The sequence below is a fragment of the Kitasatospora sp. NBC_01246 genome (assembly GCF_036226505.1).
In the GTDB taxonomy this organism is placed as follows: domain Bacteria; phylum Actinomycetota; class Actinomycetes; order Streptomycetales; family Streptomycetaceae; genus Kitasatospora.
Genome location: NZ_CP108484.1, coordinates 5,121,612 through 5,140,385, shown reverse-complemented (window position 1 = coordinate 5,140,385; position 18,774 = coordinate 5,121,612). Strand labels below are relative to the sequence as shown.

At 75.8% G+C, this 18,774-nt stretch carries 12 protein-coding genes and 1 pseudogene; 3 read left to right on the top strand and 10 right to left on the bottom strand.

Annotation, left to right across the window (positions count from 1 at the left end; translation table 11 throughout):
- Nucleotides 1-56 precede the first annotated feature (56 nt).
- The 3 genes from OG618_RS22535 to OG618_RS22525 all read right to left on the bottom strand — a co-directional run bounded on the left by OG618_RS22535 (nucleotide 57) and on the right by OG618_RS22525 (nucleotide 2,916).
- Nucleotides 57-1,076 carry a MazG family protein gene (locus tag OG618_RS22535; protein WP_329489339.1) on the bottom strand — a complete coding sequence of 340 codons (1,020 nt, stop codon included), beginning with the start codon at nucleotides 1,074-1,076 and terminating at the stop codon, nucleotides 57-59.
- A gap of 633 nt (nucleotides 1,077-1,709) precedes the next feature.
- A complete protein-coding gene (locus tag OG618_RS22530; RefSeq protein ID WP_329489338.1) occupies nucleotides 1,710-2,303 on the bottom strand; it encodes a hypothetical protein in 594 nt (197 codons plus the stop codon).
- Between the two features lie 445 nt (nucleotides 2,304-2,748).
- Entirely contained in the window at nucleotides 2,749-2,916 is a 168-nt protein-coding gene (locus OG618_RS22525) for a hypothetical protein (RefSeq protein WP_329492413.1), read from the bottom strand.
- On the opposite strand from OG618_RS22525, the pseudogene OG618_RS22520 reads away from it, so the two are divergent.
- Nucleotides 2,852-3,193 (top strand): annotated as a pseudogene (locus OG618_RS22520) (phosphatase PAP2 family protein); the annotation flags it as partial. The gene OG618_RS22525 and the pseudogene OG618_RS22520 overlap by 65 nt on opposite strands.
- Before the next feature lie 141 nt (nucleotides 3,194-3,334).
- On the opposite strand, the gene OG618_RS22515 reads toward OG618_RS22520, so the two are convergent.
- The 4 genes from OG618_RS22515 to mfd form a co-directional block, all read right to left on the bottom strand.
- Nucleotides 3,335-4,060, bottom strand: coding sequence for a response regulator transcription factor (locus OG618_RS22515; RefSeq protein ID WP_329489337.1), 726 nt, complete (start codon nucleotides 4,058-4,060; stop codon nucleotides 3,335-3,337).
- Nucleotides 4,061-4,067: 7 nt separating this feature from the next.
- Nucleotides 4,068-5,519: a sensor histidine kinase gene (locus OG618_RS22510; protein WP_329489336.1), complete on the bottom strand. Its 1,452-nt coding sequence runs from the start codon at nucleotides 5,517-5,519 to the stop codon at nucleotides 4,068-4,070.
- Between the two features lie 703 nt (nucleotides 5,520-6,222).
- On the bottom strand, nucleotides 6,223-6,834 hold the full coding sequence (locus OG618_RS22505) for a hypothetical protein (RefSeq protein WP_329489335.1): 612 nt from the start codon (nucleotides 6,832-6,834) through the stop codon (nucleotides 6,223-6,225).
- A gap of 204 nt (nucleotides 6,835-7,038) precedes the next feature.
- Nucleotides 7,039-10,668, bottom strand: a complete 3,630-nt coding sequence (gene mfd, locus OG618_RS22500) for a transcription-repair coupling factor (protein WP_329489334.1) — start codon at nucleotides 10,666-10,668, stop codon at nucleotides 7,039-7,041.
- A 788-nt stretch (nucleotides 10,669-11,456) separates the two neighbouring features.
- Between mfd and OG618_RS22495 the strand changes: the two genes are divergently transcribed.
- Nucleotides 11,457-12,770 carry a nucleotide sugar dehydrogenase gene (locus OG618_RS22495; protein ID WP_329489333.1) on the top strand — a complete coding sequence of 438 codons (1,314 nt, stop codon included), beginning with the start codon at nucleotides 11,457-11,459 and terminating at the stop codon, nucleotides 12,768-12,770.
- An 89-nt stretch (nucleotides 12,771-12,859) separates the two neighbouring features.
- On the opposite strand, the gene OG618_RS22490 is transcribed toward OG618_RS22495, so the two are convergent.
- Nucleotides 12,860-13,261: a beta/gamma crystallin domain-containing protein gene (locus OG618_RS22490; protein WP_329489332.1), complete on the bottom strand. Its 402-nt coding sequence runs from the start codon at nucleotides 13,259-13,261 to the stop codon at nucleotides 12,860-12,862.
- A gap of 389 nt (nucleotides 13,262-13,650) precedes the next feature.
- Between OG618_RS22490 and OG618_RS22485 the strand changes: the two genes are divergently transcribed.
- Nucleotides 13,651-14,316: a hypothetical protein gene (locus tag OG618_RS22485; protein WP_329489331.1), complete on the top strand. Its 666-nt coding sequence runs from the start codon at nucleotides 13,651-13,653 to the stop codon at nucleotides 14,314-14,316.
- Nucleotides 14,317-14,377: 61 nt separating this feature from the next.
- Here OG618_RS22485 and OG618_RS22480 read toward each other — a convergent pair whose 3' ends face one another.
- Both OG618_RS22480 and OG618_RS22475 read right to left on the bottom strand, forming a co-directional pair.
- Nucleotides 14,378-15,793, bottom strand: a complete 1,416-nt coding sequence (locus OG618_RS22480; RefSeq protein ID WP_329489330.1) for a cell envelope integrity protein TolA — start codon at nucleotides 15,791-15,793, stop codon at nucleotides 14,378-14,380.
- Between the two features lie 265 nt (nucleotides 15,794-16,058).
- Entirely contained in the window at nucleotides 16,059-17,366 is a 1,308-nt protein-coding gene (locus OG618_RS22475) for an SUKH-4 family immunity protein (protein ID WP_329489329.1), read from the bottom strand.
- Between the last annotated feature and the right edge of the window lie 1,408 nt (nucleotides 17,367-18,774).

Genomic DNA, 18,774 nt, shown 5'->3' with positions numbered 1-18,774 from the left:
CGGGCGTGCCCGGGCGCGGGTCTCGGCCCGGGCGTGCTCCGGGGGGCCGCTCGGGGCTACTCGGGCTTGAGCCCCTCGGCGGCGCGCACGGCGTCCCGGTAGCCGCGCGCGGCCGCCCGGAGCGCGGCGTCCACGTCCACCCCCGCGTCGAACGCCCGCTGCGCCACCGCGAGCAGCAGCCGGCCCGCCGACTCCGCCGTGAGCTCCGCGGGCAGCTCGTAGGCCGCGTCCGGCACACCGGTGAAGCCCGCCCGGCGCACCCGGGACACCAGCTTCGCCGCGTACGCCAGCGCGGGAAGACCGGCCGGCACGCCGTCCAGCACCGACTCGCGCTCCGACTTCTCGGCGGCCTTCAGCGCCTCCCAGTTCGCCTCCACCTCGGCGGCGCCCTCGGCCTCGACATCCCCGAACACGTGCGGGTGGCGGTACATCAGCTTCTCGACGATGTCACCCGCCACGTCGTCGATGGAGAACGCGTCGGTGGGGTGCTCCTCGGCGATCCGGGAGTGGAAGAAGACCTGGAGCAGGACGTCGCCCAGCTCCTCGCGGAGCGTGTCGCGGTCCCCCTCCTCGATCGCCTCGACCAGCTCGAAGGACTCCTCCACCAGGTACTTCACCAGGCTGGCGTGGGTCTGCTCGGCGTCCCAGGGGCAGCCGCCGGGCGAGCGAAGGCGGTCCATCACCGAGACCAGGTCCAGCAGCCGCGCGCCCGGCAGGTCGTACGAACCGGGCAGCACCTCGATCTCGGGCACCTCGCCCGCGTGCTCGACCGCGAGGCGCGCCAGCGCGTCGGTGAGCCCGGGGTCGCCGTCCGGGCTGCCCAGCCAGACCGTCGGCCCCGAGGCGGCCGGCTGTCCGGTCAGCAGCCGGGCGAGCGCGGGCGCCGAACCGGGCGCCACCACCTCCACCTCGACCCCCGCCTGCCGCACCGCCGGCAGCTGCGGGTGCGCGGCGTCCCCGGCGAGCACCCGCCCGGCCGACCTCAGCGCCTCCCAGGCGGGCCAGGCCAGCAGGCCGGGAGCCACCCGGTGGGTGGTGGTGAGCAGGATCAGCTTCGCGCCCGGAAGATTCGTCACACCCCGAACCTACCCGGCCCCGGTGAGCCCCCGCCTCCACGTTTCACCCGGCCAGGGGGACGGCGGGGCAGGTGCCGGTCAGGCCGCGTACCGGGTATCGCCCGGGGGCGGGTACCGGTCAGGGTCCGGCACCGCCCTCCGCCCGGCCCGACGGGCGACAGGCATCAGCCCCCGAGGCGGCGAGACCACGGCACCGGACTGGCCCCACCGCCGTACTCCGCCCGCCCCCGAGGGCGACGGCTGGCCCGGGTGTCGGCCGCGCCCCACCGCCCTCCGCCCGACCCGGAAGACGACGTCGGGGTACGTGCCGGCCCGCCGCCCCGCACCGCCTGGCGCACCCGACACAGAGGGGCAGCGGCAGGCCCCGGTGCCGGTCCGGCTCCGCCCCCTCGGTCGAAGGACGGCGGCAGGCCCATGGGTCCTCGCCCCTCCCGTTCGGCCGCAGCGGCGCGGGCCGGTCGCGCGGCACGGAGTGAGAAGTCGACCGGTCCGACTTCCTGTGCCCGTCGAACCTGAGGGCCAGCCGGCATGGGCCCCCGCCCGCCCCGTTCCGCCGCAGGGGCGCGTACCGGTCGCGGCGCGCGGAGTGGGAAGTCGGCCGGTCCGACTTCCTGTGCTCGTCGGGCCTGAGGGTCAGCCGGCCAGCCAGGGCGGGGTGTCGGGGAGGAGGGCGACCCGGTCGGCGTTCCAGGTGCCGTAGCGGGGGTTGACGCGCAGGTGGAGGGCGGCTTCGGCCAGGGCGAGGCGGACGGTGTGGTCGCCCGCCGGGGTGGCGGCGTCCTGGCCCGTGGCGGCGGCGAGGCGGCGGATGCTCAGCTCGCGACGGAAGTAGTCGTCGACCCCGGGACCGGGGACACCCCGGGCGGCCAGGACGCGGGCGAGCGGGCCGGCACCGCCGTACCGGTCCTGCGCCGCCGTCCGGGCCGCCGCCACCTCCGCGCCGCCCACCGCGAGCCCGCGGTCGGCCAGTGCGCGGGCGACGACCGCGTCGAGCACCAGGTCCGTGACGGCCCGTCGTACCAGTCCGTCCGGCGGCCGGCGGGCGTCCGCGGAGGCGCCGCCGGCCGCCTCGCGCAGCTCCGCGACCCGGGCCTCGACGGCCGCCACCGGGATCCGCCGGCCGTCCAGCACGGCCGCCGTGCCCGGCGTCAGCCCGTCGGCCCCGCAGGCGGCCAGCGTCGGGACGGCGAGCAGGGCGCCGACGACGACGGCGGTCCGACGGTGCATGGCTGGTCTCCGGGGTGGGGGCGGCAGGCGTTCGGAGGCGCCTTCCCGCGAGCGGCCGGACGGTGTCCCGAGGGTAGGGCGGCCCGGCCCCCTCGGCGCGGACCGTGCCCCGAACGGCTCACCCGGCGTGCGGCGTCAACCCCGACGATCGTCCAGGTCTCCCCCTGCCTTTCGACCCGGGCGTCGGTCCCCCGGCCACCCCTACCGTCCTGACCATGACGAACAGGGCCAGGAAGAGAGCGGTCAGGACGAGGACGGTCGAGGCGGAAGGGGTCGGGGCCGGAAGGGTCGGGGCGAGCAGGGCGACCGGCACCCGGGTGGCGGTAGCGGTGGCGGTGCTGGGTGCGGGCACCGCCGTGGTCGGGTGGCTGGCACCGACAGGCGGTGGGCGGGCCGCCGGGCACGGCGGGCCGGTACGGGTGACCGGCGGCGCGTCCGCCGGCGGCTACCGGCGGGTGGCCGATGTCGTCGTCGACGCGCCGCACCGGCTCGCCTCGCTGCTGGAGCCCGCCAGCGAGGCGGGGTTGCTGGTGCTCGGGCTGCTGCTGGTGCTCTGCTGGTGGACGGCCCGCGGCCGACGCGCCGCCGACGCGGTCGCGGGGGTCGCGCTCACCGGGCTCGGCACCGTCCTCGCCTACGGGGCGAGCGAGGTGCTGAAGGTCGTGGTCGACGAGGAGCGGCCCTGTCGCGCCCTGCCCGACGCCCTGTCGGCACACCCCGTCGTCGCGCACTGCCCGCCGCCGGGCGACTGGTCCTTCCCCAGCAACCACGCGACCCTGGCCGCCGCCCTGGCGACCGGTCTGGTCCTGCTGCGGCCGCGCTGGGCCCTGCTGGTCGTCCCGGTCGGGATCGCGACGGCCGCGCTGCGGGTGGCCGCCGGGGTGCACTATCCGCACGACGTGGTCGCCGGGGCCGTTCTCGGCGGGGCGATCACCGCGGCGGTGGTCGTCGCGCTCCTGCCGGTCGCCACGGCGGCGGTGGCATCGCCGGTCGGGATACGGGTGCTGGGCCCGCTGGCGGCGGCGCGGCCGTCAGGCGCGCGGACCGCCCGCGCACGTTCCGCCGGTGGTCAGGCCGGCCTCGTGGGCGAGGACGGCGGCGGCCGCCCGGTTGGCCACTCCGAGCCGCGCCAGGACGGAGCTCACATGGGCTTTCACGGTCCCCTCCACGACCCCGATCCGGCGGGCGATCTGCCCGTTGGACAGTCCGGCGGCGATCAGCGTCAGCACCTCCCGCTCCCGGGTGGTCAGCGCGGCCACCTGTTCAAGCGCGGCGGAACGTCGGTCGGCCGGCCCGCCGGCTCCGCTGGCGGCGAGGTGGGCGACCACGCGCGCGGCCACCTTGGGTGAGAGGTAGGCGGCGCCGTCCGCCACCGCCCGCACCCCGGCGATCAGTTCCTCCGGCTCACCCGACTTGATCAGGAACCCGTTGGCGCCACCGCCTAGGGCCCGCAGGATGAAGTCGTCCTCGCCGAAGGTCGTCAGCATGACGATCCCGGTGGCCGCGCCGGAGCGGCGGATCTCGGCGGCGGCGGTGATGCCGTCCGTGCCGGGCATCCGGATGTCCAGCACCACGACATCGGGGCGGTGGCGGCGGACCAGCTCGACGGCCTCCCGGCCGTCCCCGGTCTCGGCGACGATCTCGATCCCCGGATCGGTGGTGAGCACGGCGCGGACGCCGGCCCGGACCATCGGCTCGTCGTCGGCGATCACCACCCGGATCGGTGTACCGGCGGCGGCCCGCTCGCCGCCGCTCATCCGGCGCTCACGCGATCAGCGCTTCCAAGGAGATCAGTACGTCCCGTTGGAAGCAGAGCCGGTACGCATCGCCGGAACGGTCGTCGTCGAACGGCTCGGCGGTGATCGCGTAGTACTCGCACGTCACTCCTTCTCCCCGGGGTGGCGGGTTCCCCACGGACGGATGGTACGGAAACTGATGGGCAGGCAGAAACCGCTGGACCGTCGCCCGGTCCTGACCGATCCGCAGCGACGCGTAGTCCGCCGGTTCCAGCACGGCACGGCCGGCCGTGTAGATCGTCCACCCCCGCAGGACGGCGGTCAGCGCCAGCACGGTGACCAGTGGCACCAGTACGGTCGCCGCCATCATCCGGCCCACCCGGCGGCGGGCGCGGCTGAGTTCACGGATGGGGGAGACCGGGGCGGGCCCGGGCGGCGGAGTGACGGCGGCGCCGGCGCGCGGCAGGTGGGCGAGCACCTCGAACCCGCCGCCCTCGGCGCGCGGCCCGTACCGGAAGGTGCCGCCGGCCAGTCTGACCCGCTCGGCCAGGCCGATCAGCCCACGGCCGCCCGCGTTCGGTGCTGCCGGTGCTGCCGGTGCTGCCGCTGGACCCACCGGTGGCGGCCCGTTCACCACCTGGACGCGGACGCCCTCCGGCGTGTGGGCGACCCGCACGCCGACCCTCGCCTGTGGGGCGTGCTTGGCCGCGTTGGTCAGCGCCTCCTGGGTCACCCGGTACACGGCGTGCTCCACCGCGCGCGGCAGAGCGTCCGCCGGGCCCGTCATCGCCAGGCGGACCTGCAGACCGGCGGCGGCCGCCTCCTCCACCAGGTGGGCGACCCCCGCGTCGGCGGGGCCCCGGGCGGCCTCGCCCGCCGCGTCCGTCTCCCGGAGGATGCCGATCACCTCGGCAAGGCGTTCCACGGCCGCTCCGGCACCCTTGCGGATCTCCTGGGCCGCCTCCCGGTGCGCCGGGGCGAGGTCGGGTGCCAGCTTCAGGGCACCGGCCCGCAGGGCGATCAGGCTCAGGTCATGGCCGAGGGCGTCGTGCATGTCCTGGGCGATCCGGGCCCGCTCCCGCAGCCGGGCCTGCTCCGCCACCAGTTGCTGCTCGCGCTCCAGCCGCTCCGCCCGCTCCCAGCCGGCCCGGACCAGTTCCTGGGACTGCCGCCAGAACCGGCCCGCCATCCAGGGCGCCATGCCCGCGCAGACCACCAGCGAGAGGAAGGACGTCCCCGGGACCATCCAGGCCGGTACCGCCAATGCCACCGTCACCCCGCCCGCCACGACCGCGGCCAGCACGGTCACGGCCCAGCGCACGCGATCCGTCCGCCACCCGGCCAGGAACGCCGTGGCGATCGCGGGCAGCGCCCACCAGATGCTCACCGCGCACGCCCCCGTGGCCACCGCCGTACCCACCAGCAGCGCCCCGTCGAGCCACCTGCTCCACCTGCTCCACCACTCACCGTTCACCCTCACGGCTACGACAGTAGGAGGCGAGCAGCAGCACCGAATCTGCCGAAAGTCATACCCGGCCCAGGCGAGCCGCCCCAACGGGCCACGCTGCTCGCCCGACTCACGCTGCACGCGCGCAGGAAGTCGGACCCGCCGACTTCCCACTCCAGCTCAACGGGCCGGCGGCCAGGGAGCGGCACTCGTGCCGGGGGCGTGGGGCGTTGGCGGTGCGGTGCGGTGCGGTGCGGTTGGAGGGTGTCCAGGGTCTGCCGCAGTCGGCGGACGGCCGGGTGGTGCGGGCCGTCACGGCATTCGCGGTAGAACAGGAGCTGGAGCAGCCACTGCCAGGCATCCGCGGCGTCACCGCCCGCCGCGAGCAGCGGGCCGATCCACTCCCTCACGTCGAACGCCCGCTCCGGGTCGGGGCCCGGGGCAGCGCCGAGCAGGGCCCGGTACGCGGCGTGCGCCTCGGGGCCAACAGGATCGTGCGGCCGTCGTCACGGAACGTTACATTGCTGGGGCTGCAGGTCGCGGTTGGCCACGGGTACCGCGTGGCCGGCGCCGCGCAGCGCCGGGCCGCCACGGCGGCCGCGCGCTCCGGCGGGCACCGCGCGTCCTCGGCGATCAGGTCGGCCAGGCTGACACCCGGTAGGCGCTGCATCACCAGGTACGGCTCGCCGTCGTCCTCCCCGGCGTCGAAGACGGTGACCAGCCGGACCGGGGTCGACTACGGGGCCGGGTACCCGTAGCCGGGCGCGGGCGGCGGGGTCGGGGTCCCGAAGGGCGGGCCGTACCCGGAGACCGGTGCCTGCGGGTAGGCCGGCTCGGACACGGGCGGTCCGTACGGTGCGGCGGGCGGCGGGTAGTACGCCGCCGCGGCGGGCGCCTTCGGCCGGCCCGCCTCCCAGACCGCGCGCAGGTCCATCGCCAGGAAGTGCAGCGGTGCGCCGAGCCACATCAGCACCATGGCCACCATGCCGACGGTGTCCGCGGTGGGCGCGTCGCCGGTGCCGCCGGCCACACCCGCGCAGACCAGGTAGGTGAGGAAGAGGGCGGCGAACACCGCCGCACCGAGGATGTCGTACGCCCGGCGGCGGCGGACCGCCAGCAGCAGCGAGGGGATCATGCCGAGCAGGCCGACCGTCACCAGCGGCGTGAGGACGCACAGCACCCGGCCGAGCACCCCGTAGGGCCCGGCCGCCTCCCCGGGCCGCCGGGCCGGACCGGGCGGCGGCGGAGCGGGGTACGGCACCGTGCCCGGCGCCCCGCCGTGGGGCAGGCCACCGGGGAACGCGCCGCCGGGCGGTGGTCCGAACTGCCCGGGGTACTGCCCTGACATGTGCGCTCCTGAGCGGGTGAGGACGGCGGTCGGCCCGGCACGGACGAACCCCGCACACCGTACCGTCCAGCACCGACCCGCCGGCGGGCTTCGCGGGCCCCGGTCCCAGGGCGAGGAGTCAGGAACGAGGACGGGGCACAGCAGGGAGCGGCGGCCCCCGGCGCATCGCCGGGACCGCCGCCGCACACCCGCCGGAGCAAGCCGCTACTTCTTCGACCCCGCCAGGTCGTCGAACATCGCGGACAGGAACTCACGGCACCAGCCGAGCAGTTCCCGCCCGACCAGCGGCTTGCCGCCGATCCGCCCGGTGGACGGCCGGGGCACCAGCAACTGCTGGGCGGCCGCCTTCACCTGGCTGCGCGGGTAGAGCCGGTTCAGCCGCAGCTGCTGCGACTCGCGCAGTTCCACCGGCCCGAACCGGACGTTGGCGCCGGCCAGCGTGATGTCCGCGATGCCGCACCGGCGGGCGTACAGCCGCAGCGCGGCCACCAGCAGCAGGTTCTCCACCGGCTCGGGCAACTTGCCGTACCGGTCGACCAGTTCGTCCCGGACCTGCTGGATGTCCTGCTCCGAGTTGACCGCCGCGATCGAGCGGTACGCCTGCAGCCGCAGCCGCTCGCCCGGCGCGTAGTCGTGCGGCACGTGGGCGTCCACCGGCAGCTCGATCTTGACCTCCAGCGGCTCCTCCTCCGGCTCGCCGCCGCCGGACAGCGACTCCCGGAACTCGGCCACCGCCTCGCCGACCATCCGCATGTAGAGGTCGAAGCCGACGCCCGCGATGTGCCCGGACTGCTCGCCGCCGAGCAGGTTGCCGGCGCCGCGGATCTCCAGGTCCTTCATCGCCACGTACATACCCGCGCCCATCTCGGTGTGCTGGGCGATGGTGGCCAGCCGCTCGTGCGCCGTCTCGGTCAGCGGCTTCTCCGGCGGGTACAGCATGTACGCGTAGCCGCGCTCGCGCCCACGGCCGACCCGGCCGCGCAGCTGGTGCAGCTGGGAGAGCCCGAAGGTGTCACCGCGCTCGACGATCAGGGTGTTGGCGTTGGAGATGTCGATGCCCGACTCGACGATCGTGGTCGACACCAGGACGTCGAACTCCTTCTCCCAGAAGTCGACGACCACCTTCTCCAGCGCGGTCTCCCCCATCTGCCCGTGCGCGGTGGCGATCCGCGCCTCGGGGACGAGGTCCCTCAGCCGGGCCGCCGCCTTGTCGATCGACTCGACCCGGTTGTGGATGTAGAAGACCTGGCCCTCGCGCAGGAGTTCACGCCGGATGGCGGCCGAGATCTGCTTCTCGTCGTAGGGGCCGACGAAGGTCAGCACCGGGTGCCGCTCCTCCGGCGGGGTGGTGATGGTGGACATCTCCCGGATGCCGGTGACCGCCATCTCCAGGGTGCGCGGGATCGGCGTGGCGGACATCGTCAGCACGTCCACGTTGGCCCGCAGCTTCTTCAGCTGCTCCTTGTGCTCGACGCCGAAGCGCTGCTCCTCGTCGACGATGACCAGGCCGAGGTCCTTGAAGCGGGTCTCCGAGGAGAACAGCCGGTGGGTGCCGATGACGACGTCCACCGAGCCCTCGAACAGGCCCTCCAGCACGGCCTTCGCCTCGCTGTCGGTCTGGAAGCGGGAGAGCGCCTTCACCGTCACGGGGAAGTTGGCGTACCGCTCGGCGAAGGTGGAGAAGTGCTGCTGCACCAGCAGCGTGGTCGGCACCAGCACCGCCACCTGCTTGCCGTCCTGGACGGCCTTGAAAGCCGCCCGCACCGCGATCTCGGTCTTGCCGTAGCCGACGTCGCCGCAGATCAGCCGGTCCATCGGGACGGACTTCTCCATGTCCGACTTGACCTCGGCGATGGTGGTCAGCTGGTCGGGCGTCTCCGCGTAGGGGAAGGCGTCCTCCAGCTCGCGCTGCCACGGGGTGTCCGGGCCGAAGGTGTGGCCGGGCGCGGCCATCCGGGCGGAGTACAGCTTGATCAGGTCGGCGGCGATCTCCTTGACCGCCTTCTTGGCCCGCTGCTTGGTCTTCGCCCAGTCCGCGCCGCCGAGGCGGTGCAGCGTGGGGGCCTCGCCGCCGACGTACTTGGTGACCTGGTCCAGCTGGTCGGTCGGCACGAACAGCCGGTCGCCGGGGTGGCCGCGCTTGGCCGGCGCGTACTCCAGCACCAGGTACTCGCGGGTGGCCCCCTGCACCGTGCGCTGCACCATCTCGACGTAGCGGCCGACGCCGTGCGCCTCGTGGACGACGTAGTCGCCGGCCGCCAGTGCCAGCGGGTCGATCGCGTTGCGGCGCCGGGAGGGCATCCGGCGCATGTCCTTGGTGGAGGACTTCTGCCCGGAGAGGTCCGTCTCGGTGATGACGGTGAGCTTGAGCGCCTCGTCGACGAAGCCGTGCTCGATCGAGCCGCAGGAGACGTAGACGACGTCCCTGGTCGGCGCCTCGCCGAGGTCGGCGACCAGCCGGGCCGGGATGCCCTCGTTGCCCAGCACCTCCGCGAGCCGGGAGGCCGGGCCGTGGCCCTCCGTCACCATGACCACCCGCCAGTCGGCGGCCAGCCGCTCCTTGGCGTCGGCGATGGCCCGGGCGGTGTCGCCCCGGTACGCCTCCACCGCGTGCATGCCCAGGGTCAGGGTGTTGACGTCGAACTCCAGCACCTCGCTGATGCTGGACTCGCTGGTCGCGAAGGGGCTGACCGACCACCAGGGGAGCCCGATCTCGGCGGCGTGCTCGCGCACCTCCGCGAGCGAGCGCAGCGAGGCGGCCGAGACGTCGATCGTCTCCAGGTCGATCGGCCGGTCCCCGCCGGCGGCGGCCGCCACCCAGGAGGCGTGCAGGAACTCCTGGCTGGTCGCCACCAGGTCGGCCGCCCGGGTGCGGACCCGCTCCGGGTCGCAGACCACGGCCACCGATCCGAGCGGGAGCACGTCCATCAGCAGTTCCATGTCGTCCACCAGGACGGGCGCCAGCGACTCCATGCCCTCGACCGCGATGCCCTCGGCGATCTTGTCCAGGATCTCGGCCAGCCCGGGCTGCTGGGCGGACAGCTCGGCGGCCCGCGCCCGCACCTCGTCGGTCAGCAGCAGCTCACGGCAGGGCGGCGCCCAGAGGCCGTGCTCGGCGATCTCCAGCGAGCGCTGGTCGGCGACCTTGAAGTACCGGATCTCCTCGACGTCGTCGCCCCAGAACTCCACCCGCAGCGGGTGCTCCTCGGTCGGCGGGAAGACGTCCAGGATGCCGCCGCGGACGGCGAACTCGCCGCGCTTCTCGACCAGTTCGACCCGGGCGTAGGCGGCTGCCGACAACCGCCGGGCCACCGCCTCCAGATCGTGCGACTCACCGCGCAGGACGGCCACCGGCTCCAGCTCGGCCAGCCCCTTGACCTGCGGCTGGAGCACCGAGCGGACGGGGGCCACGATCACCTGCACCGGTCCGGCGGCCGGGTCGTCCGCCCGCGGGTGCACGATCCGGCGCAGCACCGCCAGCCGGCGGCCGACCGTGTCCGAGCGCGGCGAGAGCCGCTCGTGCGGGAGCGTCTCCCAGGCCGGGTACTCGGCGACCGTGTCGGGCGGCAGCAGCGAGCGGAGCGAGGCGGCGAGGTCCTCGGCCTCCCGGCCGGTCGCCGTGACGGCCAGCACCGGGCGGCCGCGCTCCCCGGCCGACTGCGCGGCCATCGCGCGGGCCAGCGCGGCGATGGCGAACGGCCTGGCGGCGGGCGGGCCGACCAGGTCCAGGTGGTGGCGAGCGCCGGCCGCGGTACCGGTCGCGGTCGCGGCCTCGATCGCCTCGGCGAGCGCCGCGTCCCGCGCGACGACATCGAGCAGTCCGGTCAGGCTCATCAGGAGTCTCTTCTTCGTGCCGTGGCTGGTGCCGCCCGGGCGGCACCAGCCTGCCGGGGCAACGCGAACGGCCCGGCGCGCCGAGCGGCCGGGGGTCTCCAGCCTACGCCGCAGGGCCGACACGCACGCGGCGCACGGGCCCGGCGGGGCCGCGGGACGGGTGCGGCGGGCACGGGGCCGGACCGGGCCGGCGCCCGGACGGGGACGAAGCACCGGCCGCACGCTGCGGCTCCGCCTCCGCGATCCGCCACGAACTGGACATACTCCTGTCACTGGCCGTCCATGGAGATCGCGCACCATGGTGACTGTGCCCGCCGCACCCAACCGTGGGGGATGGCTGCGGAGGGCACAGTCGCACACCCGATGGGGGTCGGGGGTGCGAGGCCGGGCGACCCTGGGTGGGGGCGCCCGCCCAAGCGCCGGGAACCGTGGCGCCCTTTCCTGGAGGGCGCCACGGGTCTCGGCCTCTTTCGTGGTGCGCGGGCACCCGCTCCGCGCGCCCGTTCCCCGCCGCGCACCCCCCTTCCGCGCCCTCGCCGCACCGCGCACCCCGGCCACGCCGCCGCCGCACCGCGCCCCCGGCCACCACCCACCGGACCTCCGCGCCCGCGCGACCACCACCCCGGCCACCACCACCTGAACGGCCGCCGCCCGCCCGCGCGGCACGGCTCCGCCCACTTCGCCGAAAGGCCACGCGGCCCGGCGCCGCTCCCTACCCTGTGGTGAAGGCCGTGTGGGGATGCCCCGGCGGGGACCAGGGGGCGTCGCGATGGAGGGGGTTCTTCGTCATGCGCGTTGTCATCGCAGGTCAGGGGTATGTGGGGCTGCCGCTGGCGGTCCGGGCGGCCGAAGTCGGCTATCAGGTGGTCGGCTACGACGTGGACGAGCGCCGGATCAAACGGCTGGCCGTCGGCGAGTCCTACGTCGAGGACATCCCGGCCCCCCGGCTGCGGCCGCTGCTGGAGAACGGCAGCTACCTGCCGTCCGCCGAGCCGGCCGACGTGGCCGGCTTCGACATCGCGGTGATCACGGTCCCGACGCCGCTGCGCGACGGGGTGCCGGACCTCTCCTACATCGAGGCCTCGGCCCGGCTGCTCGCCCAGCACCTGCGCCCGGGCGCCACCGTCGTGCTGGAGTCCACCACCTACCCGGGCACCACCGAGGAGCTGCTCGCGCCCCTGTTGGAAGAGGGGTCCGGACTGACCGCCGGCCGGGACTTCCACCTCGGCTACAGCCCCGAGCGGATCGACCCGGGCAACCCGACCTGGCGACTGGAGAACACCCCGAAAGTGGTCTCCGGCATCGACCCGGCGGCGCTGGCGGCGGTCGACGGCTTCTACGGACGGCTGGTCGAGCGAACCGTCCCGGTCTCCTCCTGCAAGGAGGCCGAGCTGACCAAGCTGCTGGAGAACACCTTCCGCCATGTGAACATCGCGCTGGTCAACGAGCTGGCGATGTTCGCCCACGACCTCGGCATCGACGTCTGGGAGGCGATCGACGCCGCCTCCACCAAGCCGTTCGGCTATCTGCGCTTCACCCCCGGGCCGGGGGTCGGCGGGCACTGCCTGCCGATCGACCCCTCCTACCTGTCCTGGCGGGTGGAGCGGGCGCTCGGCCAGTCGTTCCGCTTCGTCGAGCTGGCCAACGACGTGAACAGCCACATGCCCGACTACGTGGTGCGCCGGCTCGCCGAGGCGCTGAACGAGCGGCAGCGCTCGGTCAAGGGCTCCCGGGTGCTGCTGCTCGGGCTCGCCTACAAGAAGAACACCGGCGACGCCCGGGAGACCCCGGCCGCCCGGGTCGCCGAGCTGCTGACCCGGATGGGCGCCGAGGTCCGGGCCGCCGACCCGCACGTGGTCGTCGGGGTGCACGTCCCCGAGCCGGTGATCCCCGGGCAGCGGGCGGCCGAGCTGGACCCGCACGGCGACCCGTTCGCCGCCGTCCGCCGGGTCGAGGCGACTCCGGAGGAGCTGGCCGGGGCCGACGCGGTGGTGCTGCTCGCCGACCACGACGAGTTCGACTACGAGGCCGTCACCGCGCACGCCCGGTACGTGCTGGACTGCCGCCGCCGGCTCTCGGGCGCGACGGTCGAGGTGCTGTAGGACCGGTCGGCCCGCGCGAACGCGGTGCCGGGCGTCCGCACCCGCCCGGCACCGCGCACAAGGGATCCGGCCCGCCCCGGCCCCGGTGACTACCAGCGGGACAGGTTGATGTCGTACATCGTCACCTGGTGGCCCTGGTTGCCGTTGAAGTCGTACTGCTCCCAGTTGAAGACGGTCCAGGAGCCGAGGCCACCCCCCAGATAGGTGATGACCCGGTTGTTGCCCGCGTCGATCCGGTCCACGTTGTAGACCCGGACGGACATCCAGCCGTCATTCGCGAAGCAGAGCCGGCCGCTGTAGCCGTAGTTGTACACCTTCGCGAAATCGGTGCGGTTTCCGCATTCGACCTGGCTCACCGCGTTCGCGCCGGTCGTCGGCAGCAGTGCGGCGGCAGCGGCGGTGAGAACGGCGAGGGCACCGATCCGGCGGGCCAGGACATTTCCGGTGCGGCGATCCCTGCGGGGATTTGCGGGATTTGTGCGGCGAATCATGAAACCCCTCCATCGACAGCGGTTGCGACTCCAGAGATTTACATGGGGGCCTGTCGCCGAACAGCTGATTTCCGGCCAAGCCGAAACCCCCGGGACGGGCCGCCGGGCCGGGGTCGAGCGGAATGCGCTAGGGTCCGAACAAGCTTGCCGTGCCCGAGGATCGGAGCAGACGATTGGCACGTCCACCACATTTCGGACGATTCGCCGCCATCACCCTGGCGGCCGTGCTGTCGGCCATTTCCGCAGGCTGCGCCGAGGATACCGGGGGGAACTCGGTGAAATCCGCGCCGACGCCCCCCGCGATCGGCGCCCCTGAACCCCCGGAATCCGGCCGCGCCGGAATGACCGGACTGCCGCTTTCCGCTTATCAGGCCAATGACCAGGTGGCCGTGAAAGAGATTCAGGCCAGGAATATGCTGGTCGTCTCCTGCATGCAGCGGGCCGGATTCACCGGTTTCGGCGGCGACGGCCTCCAGGCGGCGCAGGCCCCGGACAACGCGACGGCCCTGCCGGCCGGCGCCTGGGGGTACCTCGGGGCCGAGGCCGCCGCCGTCCAGGGGTTCCACCCCCCGAAGCGGGCGCTGCCCCGGCCCGTCGCGCCGGCGGCCGGCCCGGCCGAGGCCTACGACGCGGCCCGGGTCGACTGCGATCGGCAGGCGGCGGAACGGATCGGCTCGCCGCCGGGGCCCGGGGCCGAGCTGGTCGGCCGGCTCTTCGACGAATCGATCGGGGCGACCGGCCGCGACGCCCGGGTGGCCGCGGCGACCGGCGAGTGGTCCACCTGCATGGCCGCCGCCGGCTTCCGCGTCGACGACCCGGCGGCCCTGCCGGAGCGGTACCGGGCGGTCGCGGAGATCACCCCGGGCGAGCTGGCGACGGCCCGCGCCGACGCCGACTGCACGGCCCGGAGCAATCTGGCGGGGATCTGGTTCGCCGTGCTGGCCGGCTACCAGCGGCAGCAGATCGACCGGAACGCGCAGGCCCTGACCGCCCAGCAGGAGGCGGTCAGGGCCCAGGACGCGAAACTCACCCGGCTGGTGACCGGCGGCTCGTGAGGCCCTCACGGGGTCACGAGCCGCCGGGCCACCCGGTGCCGGGACCGGCGCTCGCGGTGCCTCAGCGCCGCCGGTTGAGGCCCACCGTGTTCGGGGTGGCGTAGTCGCTGCCGTCGTCGACGATCACGATCTTCGGAATGATCCGGGTCTCGTCCTCGGCGGGCCGGCCCGGCGCGTCGGCCGCCTCGTCGTCGGCCACCTCGTCGGCGGCGGTCGCGGCCGACCCGCTCGGCGGCGTGCTCGGCGGCGTGCTCGGCCGGGGCGGCACCCCCGCCGGGGCGGCGGGCGCCACCGGACCGGGCGCGACCGGTCCGGGGCTGACCGGCCCGGTGGCGACCGCGCCGGCGACGGCCGGAGCGGAGTCGGCCGGAGCGGAGTCCGCGGCCGGGGCAGCATCGTCGGGAGCGGCGTCGAAGGGACCCACCGGGCCGGGAGTGACCGGCAGCACCGCGGTGGCCGCCTCGGTGACGGCCCGCTGCCCGCCGCCCACCGCGACGGTCTTGCGCAGGTTCGCCACCGCGATCTCGCCGGTGTCCGCCTCGGAGTCGACCGCCGGCGCGGGCCCGGCGGGGGTCTCGGCCGCCAGGTCGGGCTCGATCGCGCCCACCGCCGCGCCGGTGAGCGAGGCGAGGGTGCCCTTGATGTGGTCCAGGTGCTGCTGCACCGTCTCCTGCCGGGCCGCGAACTCGCGCTGCTCGCGCTCGCTCTCCGCGTTGATCCGCTCGGCCTCGCGCCGGGCCTGCTCGATCAGCTGGTCCGCCCGGGCCTGCGCCTCGGCGTCGGACTGCTTGATCTGCCCGAGCACGGTCTCCCGGTACTGCTCGGCCTCCTTGACCCGGCGCTCCGCGGTCGCCGAGATCCGGGCGTCCTCGGCGTCGGCCCGGGCCTCGGTCGCCGCGAAGGTCTCGTCGGCCTCCCGGCGCAGCTCGGCGAGCTTGGCCTCGGCCAGCTCGGAGGCCTCGGCCGCGGCGACCCGCACCTTGGCGGCGTGGCCGGTGGCGGCGTCCCGCACGGCCCGGCTCTCGCGGTCGGCATCGGCCCGGATCGCCTCGGCCTCGGCGCGGGTCCGCTCCTCGGTGCGCCGGGCGGCCTGGTCGGCCTCGGCGCGGGTGGTGGCGGCGTACTCCTTGGCGGCCTGGCCGAGCGCCTGACCGGCCTCGTAGACCTCGTCGCGGAGGTCCTCGGCGAACCGCTCGGCGGCCTCCCGGACCGCCCGGGCCTCGTTCGCGGCCATCGTGGCCAGTCCGGCGGCCTGCTCGCTGAGCACCTGGTAGTCCGGGTCCGGAGCGTCGGCGGCGGCCTGCCGGATCTCGGCCAGCCGCCGCTCCATCTCCCGGATTCCGGCGCCCAGCACGCTCAGCCGTTCCCACGCCTCGTCCCGTTGGGCGGTGAAAACGGTCAGGGCTCGGTCGACCTGCTCGGGCGCGTAACCGCGCCGGGCAGCGGTGAAGCCGTGCTGGGGGACGGCATCGCTCATGGGCTCTTCCCCTCGTGTCGCGGGCTGCGGAGCCCATGATCGGACGGAACGGACGGATCCGGAACCGGATCCGGCAGGCGGTCCGGAATCGGACGCCGTACGGATCGGAACGCGGCGAGGAATGGACGAATAGACCCATCCTCTTGACCTATTTTGCGCAGATCAGGGCGAAACCCCAACGAGGCAGAGCCGCGACGGCACGCCGAAGGGGTCGTTCCGGACACCGGAACGACCCCTTCCACCTGCACGGATCCGCGTCGGCCCGCTACAGCAGGCCGTCCCAGAACTGCTCCAGGAGGACGGCCCACCAGGTGTCCGCCGACTGCAGGGCCGCGGGGTCGATCGCGGCGAGCTGAGCCTGGAAGTCGGTCGTCCAGCGACCGGCCTGGTCCGGGGTCAGCCCGTACCGCAGCCGCCACATCCGGCCCAGCAGGGCCAGGGCGCGAACGAACTCCGGTACACCACTGTTGACGAACCGGGGCGGCTCGCCGGTTCCGTCGATGTCCACCGCGACCACGTGCGCCGTGCCGTACTGCACGCAGAGCTGGCGGCCGTAGTCGTTGCCGAGCACCAGGTAGCCGCCGAAGTCCGGGCCGCCGGTCAGTCCGCGCTCGGCGGCCAGCTCGGCGAGCGTCGGGATCGGGCGGCCCTCCTGGGCCTGCGCCCAGAAGAAGGGTCCGAACTCGCGCGGCAGGCCCCCCCACATCAGGGTCTGCGCCACCGGCTCGGGCACGCCCTGGCGGGAGACGGCGCGCTGCTCGAAGTGGAACACGTTCGGGCCGAAGGCCTGGCTCACCTCCTGGCCGAGCTGCTGCGGTGCGATCGGCGGCAGCACCGGAACGCTGCCCGGGGCGGGCGGCGGCACCCGGAACGGGCGGACCCGCTGGGCGCCGGAGGCCAGCTGGTGCAGCTCGTCCAGGTGGTCCAGCAGCTGGGCCATGCCGGCCTGCCGGGAGTGGTGGTCCCGGCCGTAGTCGGCGGTGTGGGTGAGCCGGACGTTCGGCCAGGAGGCGGCGATCATCCGGTTGCAGTAGCCGCCCGGCAGGTCGCAGGACTCCAGCTCGGTGTAGAGCTCCAGGACCTGCTCCGGCGGGACGTTCAGCCGGCGCAGGTCCTGGAGGATCTTCCACTCCGGGTGCGGGGTGCCGGGCTCGCTGCGGTGCAGCAGCTTCTGCTCCGAGCCGTCCGGGCCGCGGTAGCTGAGCGCGGCGAAGTAGCCGGGGCCGACGGCCGGCACACCGGGCGGCACCGGGGCGCCCTGCGGCGGACCGGGGACCGGCGCCGGGGCGGCGGCCGGGGCGGGAGCCGGGGCGGGAGCCGGGGCGGCCGGCGAGGCCGCGCCGGGGTAGCCGTAGCCGGCCGCGCCGGGGCCGGGCGGGGGCGGCACGGCCGGGCCGCCGGACGGCGGGGTACCGGGATCGGCCGGGGCACCGCCCAGCAGCGCCGGGTCGATCGCTCCCGCCAGCTGGGTGCGCTCGTACGCGACCCCGCGCGGCGGGCGGGCCGGCGGCGGGTGGCGCGGGCGGGGCCGCGGGGCCGCGCAGGCCGGCCGGCGGCGGGGGCGGCGGGGCACCGGCCGCGCCGCGACCTCCCGCGGCCGCGGCGGGGGCACCCGTGCCCGAGGACTGCCGCAGGCCGCCCGGCGGGGGCGGCGGCGGGGCGGCGGCCGCGCTCCGGCCGAGCGAGACCGGTGCTCCGCCCGGAGCGGCCGTGCCGCCGCGCAGGGCGGCCGCGCGGGGGCGGCGGCGGGGCGGCCGCCGCGCTCCGACCGCGCGCCCCGTGCGACGCGTCGGGCGCCGGAGCGGGCGCGCCGGGGGTACCGGGGGCGCCGGGCAGGCCCATCAGGCCGGGCAGCGCGTCCGGCGAGGCCAGCATGGTCGCGGCGTGTTCGACACCGGGGCCGCCCGGCGGGATCGCCGGGCCACCGGGAGCCGGCGCGCCCGGACCGGGGGCACCGGGCAGGCCCATCAGGCCGGGCAGCGCGTCCGGCGAGGCCAGCACGGTCGGGGCCTGCTCGGCCGACGGCGGCACCGGCGCGGCCGGCGCACCGGGGCCCGGGGCGCCCGGGCCCGGGGCGCCGGGCAGCCCCATCAGGCCGGGCATCGCGTCCGGCCGCGCCAGCACCGTCGGGGCGGGCTCGACCGCCGGAGCGGCAGCGGGGGGCACCGGGGCCATCCCGTAGCCGCCCTCGGGCAGCAGCACGGTGGCCGCCTCGGCGCCGGGCCGCGGCTCGCCGGCCAGACCGGCGCCGTTGGTCCGCAGACCGTCGGGCAGCAGCACGGTCGCCGCCTCGGCACCGGCGGCCGGCGGGGACGGGACGGGCGGGGCGGGCGGAGCGAGCGGCGTGGCGGGCACCGGCGGGGCGACCGCCGGCGCGGCCGGGGGCGGGCCGCCCTGGCCGGGCGGCGGGGCGAGCATGGTCGGCGCGTCCCCGGCCGGCCGCTCGGAGACCGGCGGCGTGGTCAGCACGGCGGGTCGCCGGCGGCACCGGCGGCGCCTCGGAGCCGCCCGGACCGACCGGAGCGGCCGGAGCGGCCGGAGCGGCGGCGGGTGCCGGAGCCGGCGGGGCCGGATGCGCGGGCGCCGGGGCGCCGAGCCGTTCGGCCTCGGCGGCGATCGCCGCGGCCCCCGCCTCCTGGAGCCACTGCGGCGGGCTGAGCAGGAAGGACGTCGCCTCCACCGGCCCGGGCGCGGGCCTGGCCGCCCCGGCCGGATTGGCCGCGACCGGCCGTCCGTAGACCTCCTCGTACTGCCGGACCACCTCGTTGACCGGCAGCGCCGGCCAGAGCGTGCTGGCGCCGGAGTCCCGGGCGATCACCAGCCGCGCCTCACCCGCCGAGCCGCCCGGGGCCGCCGAGCCCTCGGAGCCGTCCGCCGGGCCGCCGGAGCCACCGGCCGCGCCCTCCGCGGGCTGCACCGCCCAGCAGACGAAGCCCAGGTCGAACTCCCGGACCCGTACCTCGCGCTGCTGCGGACGCGGC

What these genes read in the sequence shown, in the direction of transcription:
- mfd (WP_329489334.1), bottom strand. Translation starts at nt 10,668, where the DNA reads ATGAGCCTGACCGGACTGCTCGATGTCGTCGCGCGGGACGCGGCGCTC.
- OG618_RS22480 (WP_329489330.1), bottom strand. Translation starts at nt 15,793, where the DNA reads ATGAGCGATGCCGTCCCCCAGCACGGCTTCACCGCTGCCCGGCGCGGT.
- OG618_RS22530 (WP_329489338.1), bottom strand. Translation starts at nt 2,303, where the DNA reads ATGCACCGTCGGACCGCCGTCGTCGTCGGCGCCCTGCTCGCCGTCCCG.
- OG618_RS22490 (WP_329489332.1), bottom strand. Translation starts at nt 13,261, where the DNA reads ATGATTCGCCGCACAAATCCCGCAAATCCCCGCAGGGATCGCCGCACC.
- OG618_RS22515 (WP_329489337.1), bottom strand. Translation starts at nt 4,060, where the DNA reads ATGAGCGGCGGCGAGCGGGCCGCCGCCGGTACACCGATCCGGGTGGTG.
- OG618_RS22505 (WP_329489335.1), bottom strand. Translation starts at nt 6,834, where the DNA reads ATGTCAGGGCAGTACCCCGGGCAGTTCGGACCACCGCCCGGCGGCGCG.
- OG618_RS22495 (WP_329489333.1), top strand. Translation starts at nt 11,457, where the DNA reads ATGCGCGTTGTCATCGCAGGTCAGGGGTATGTGGGGCTGCCGCTGGCG.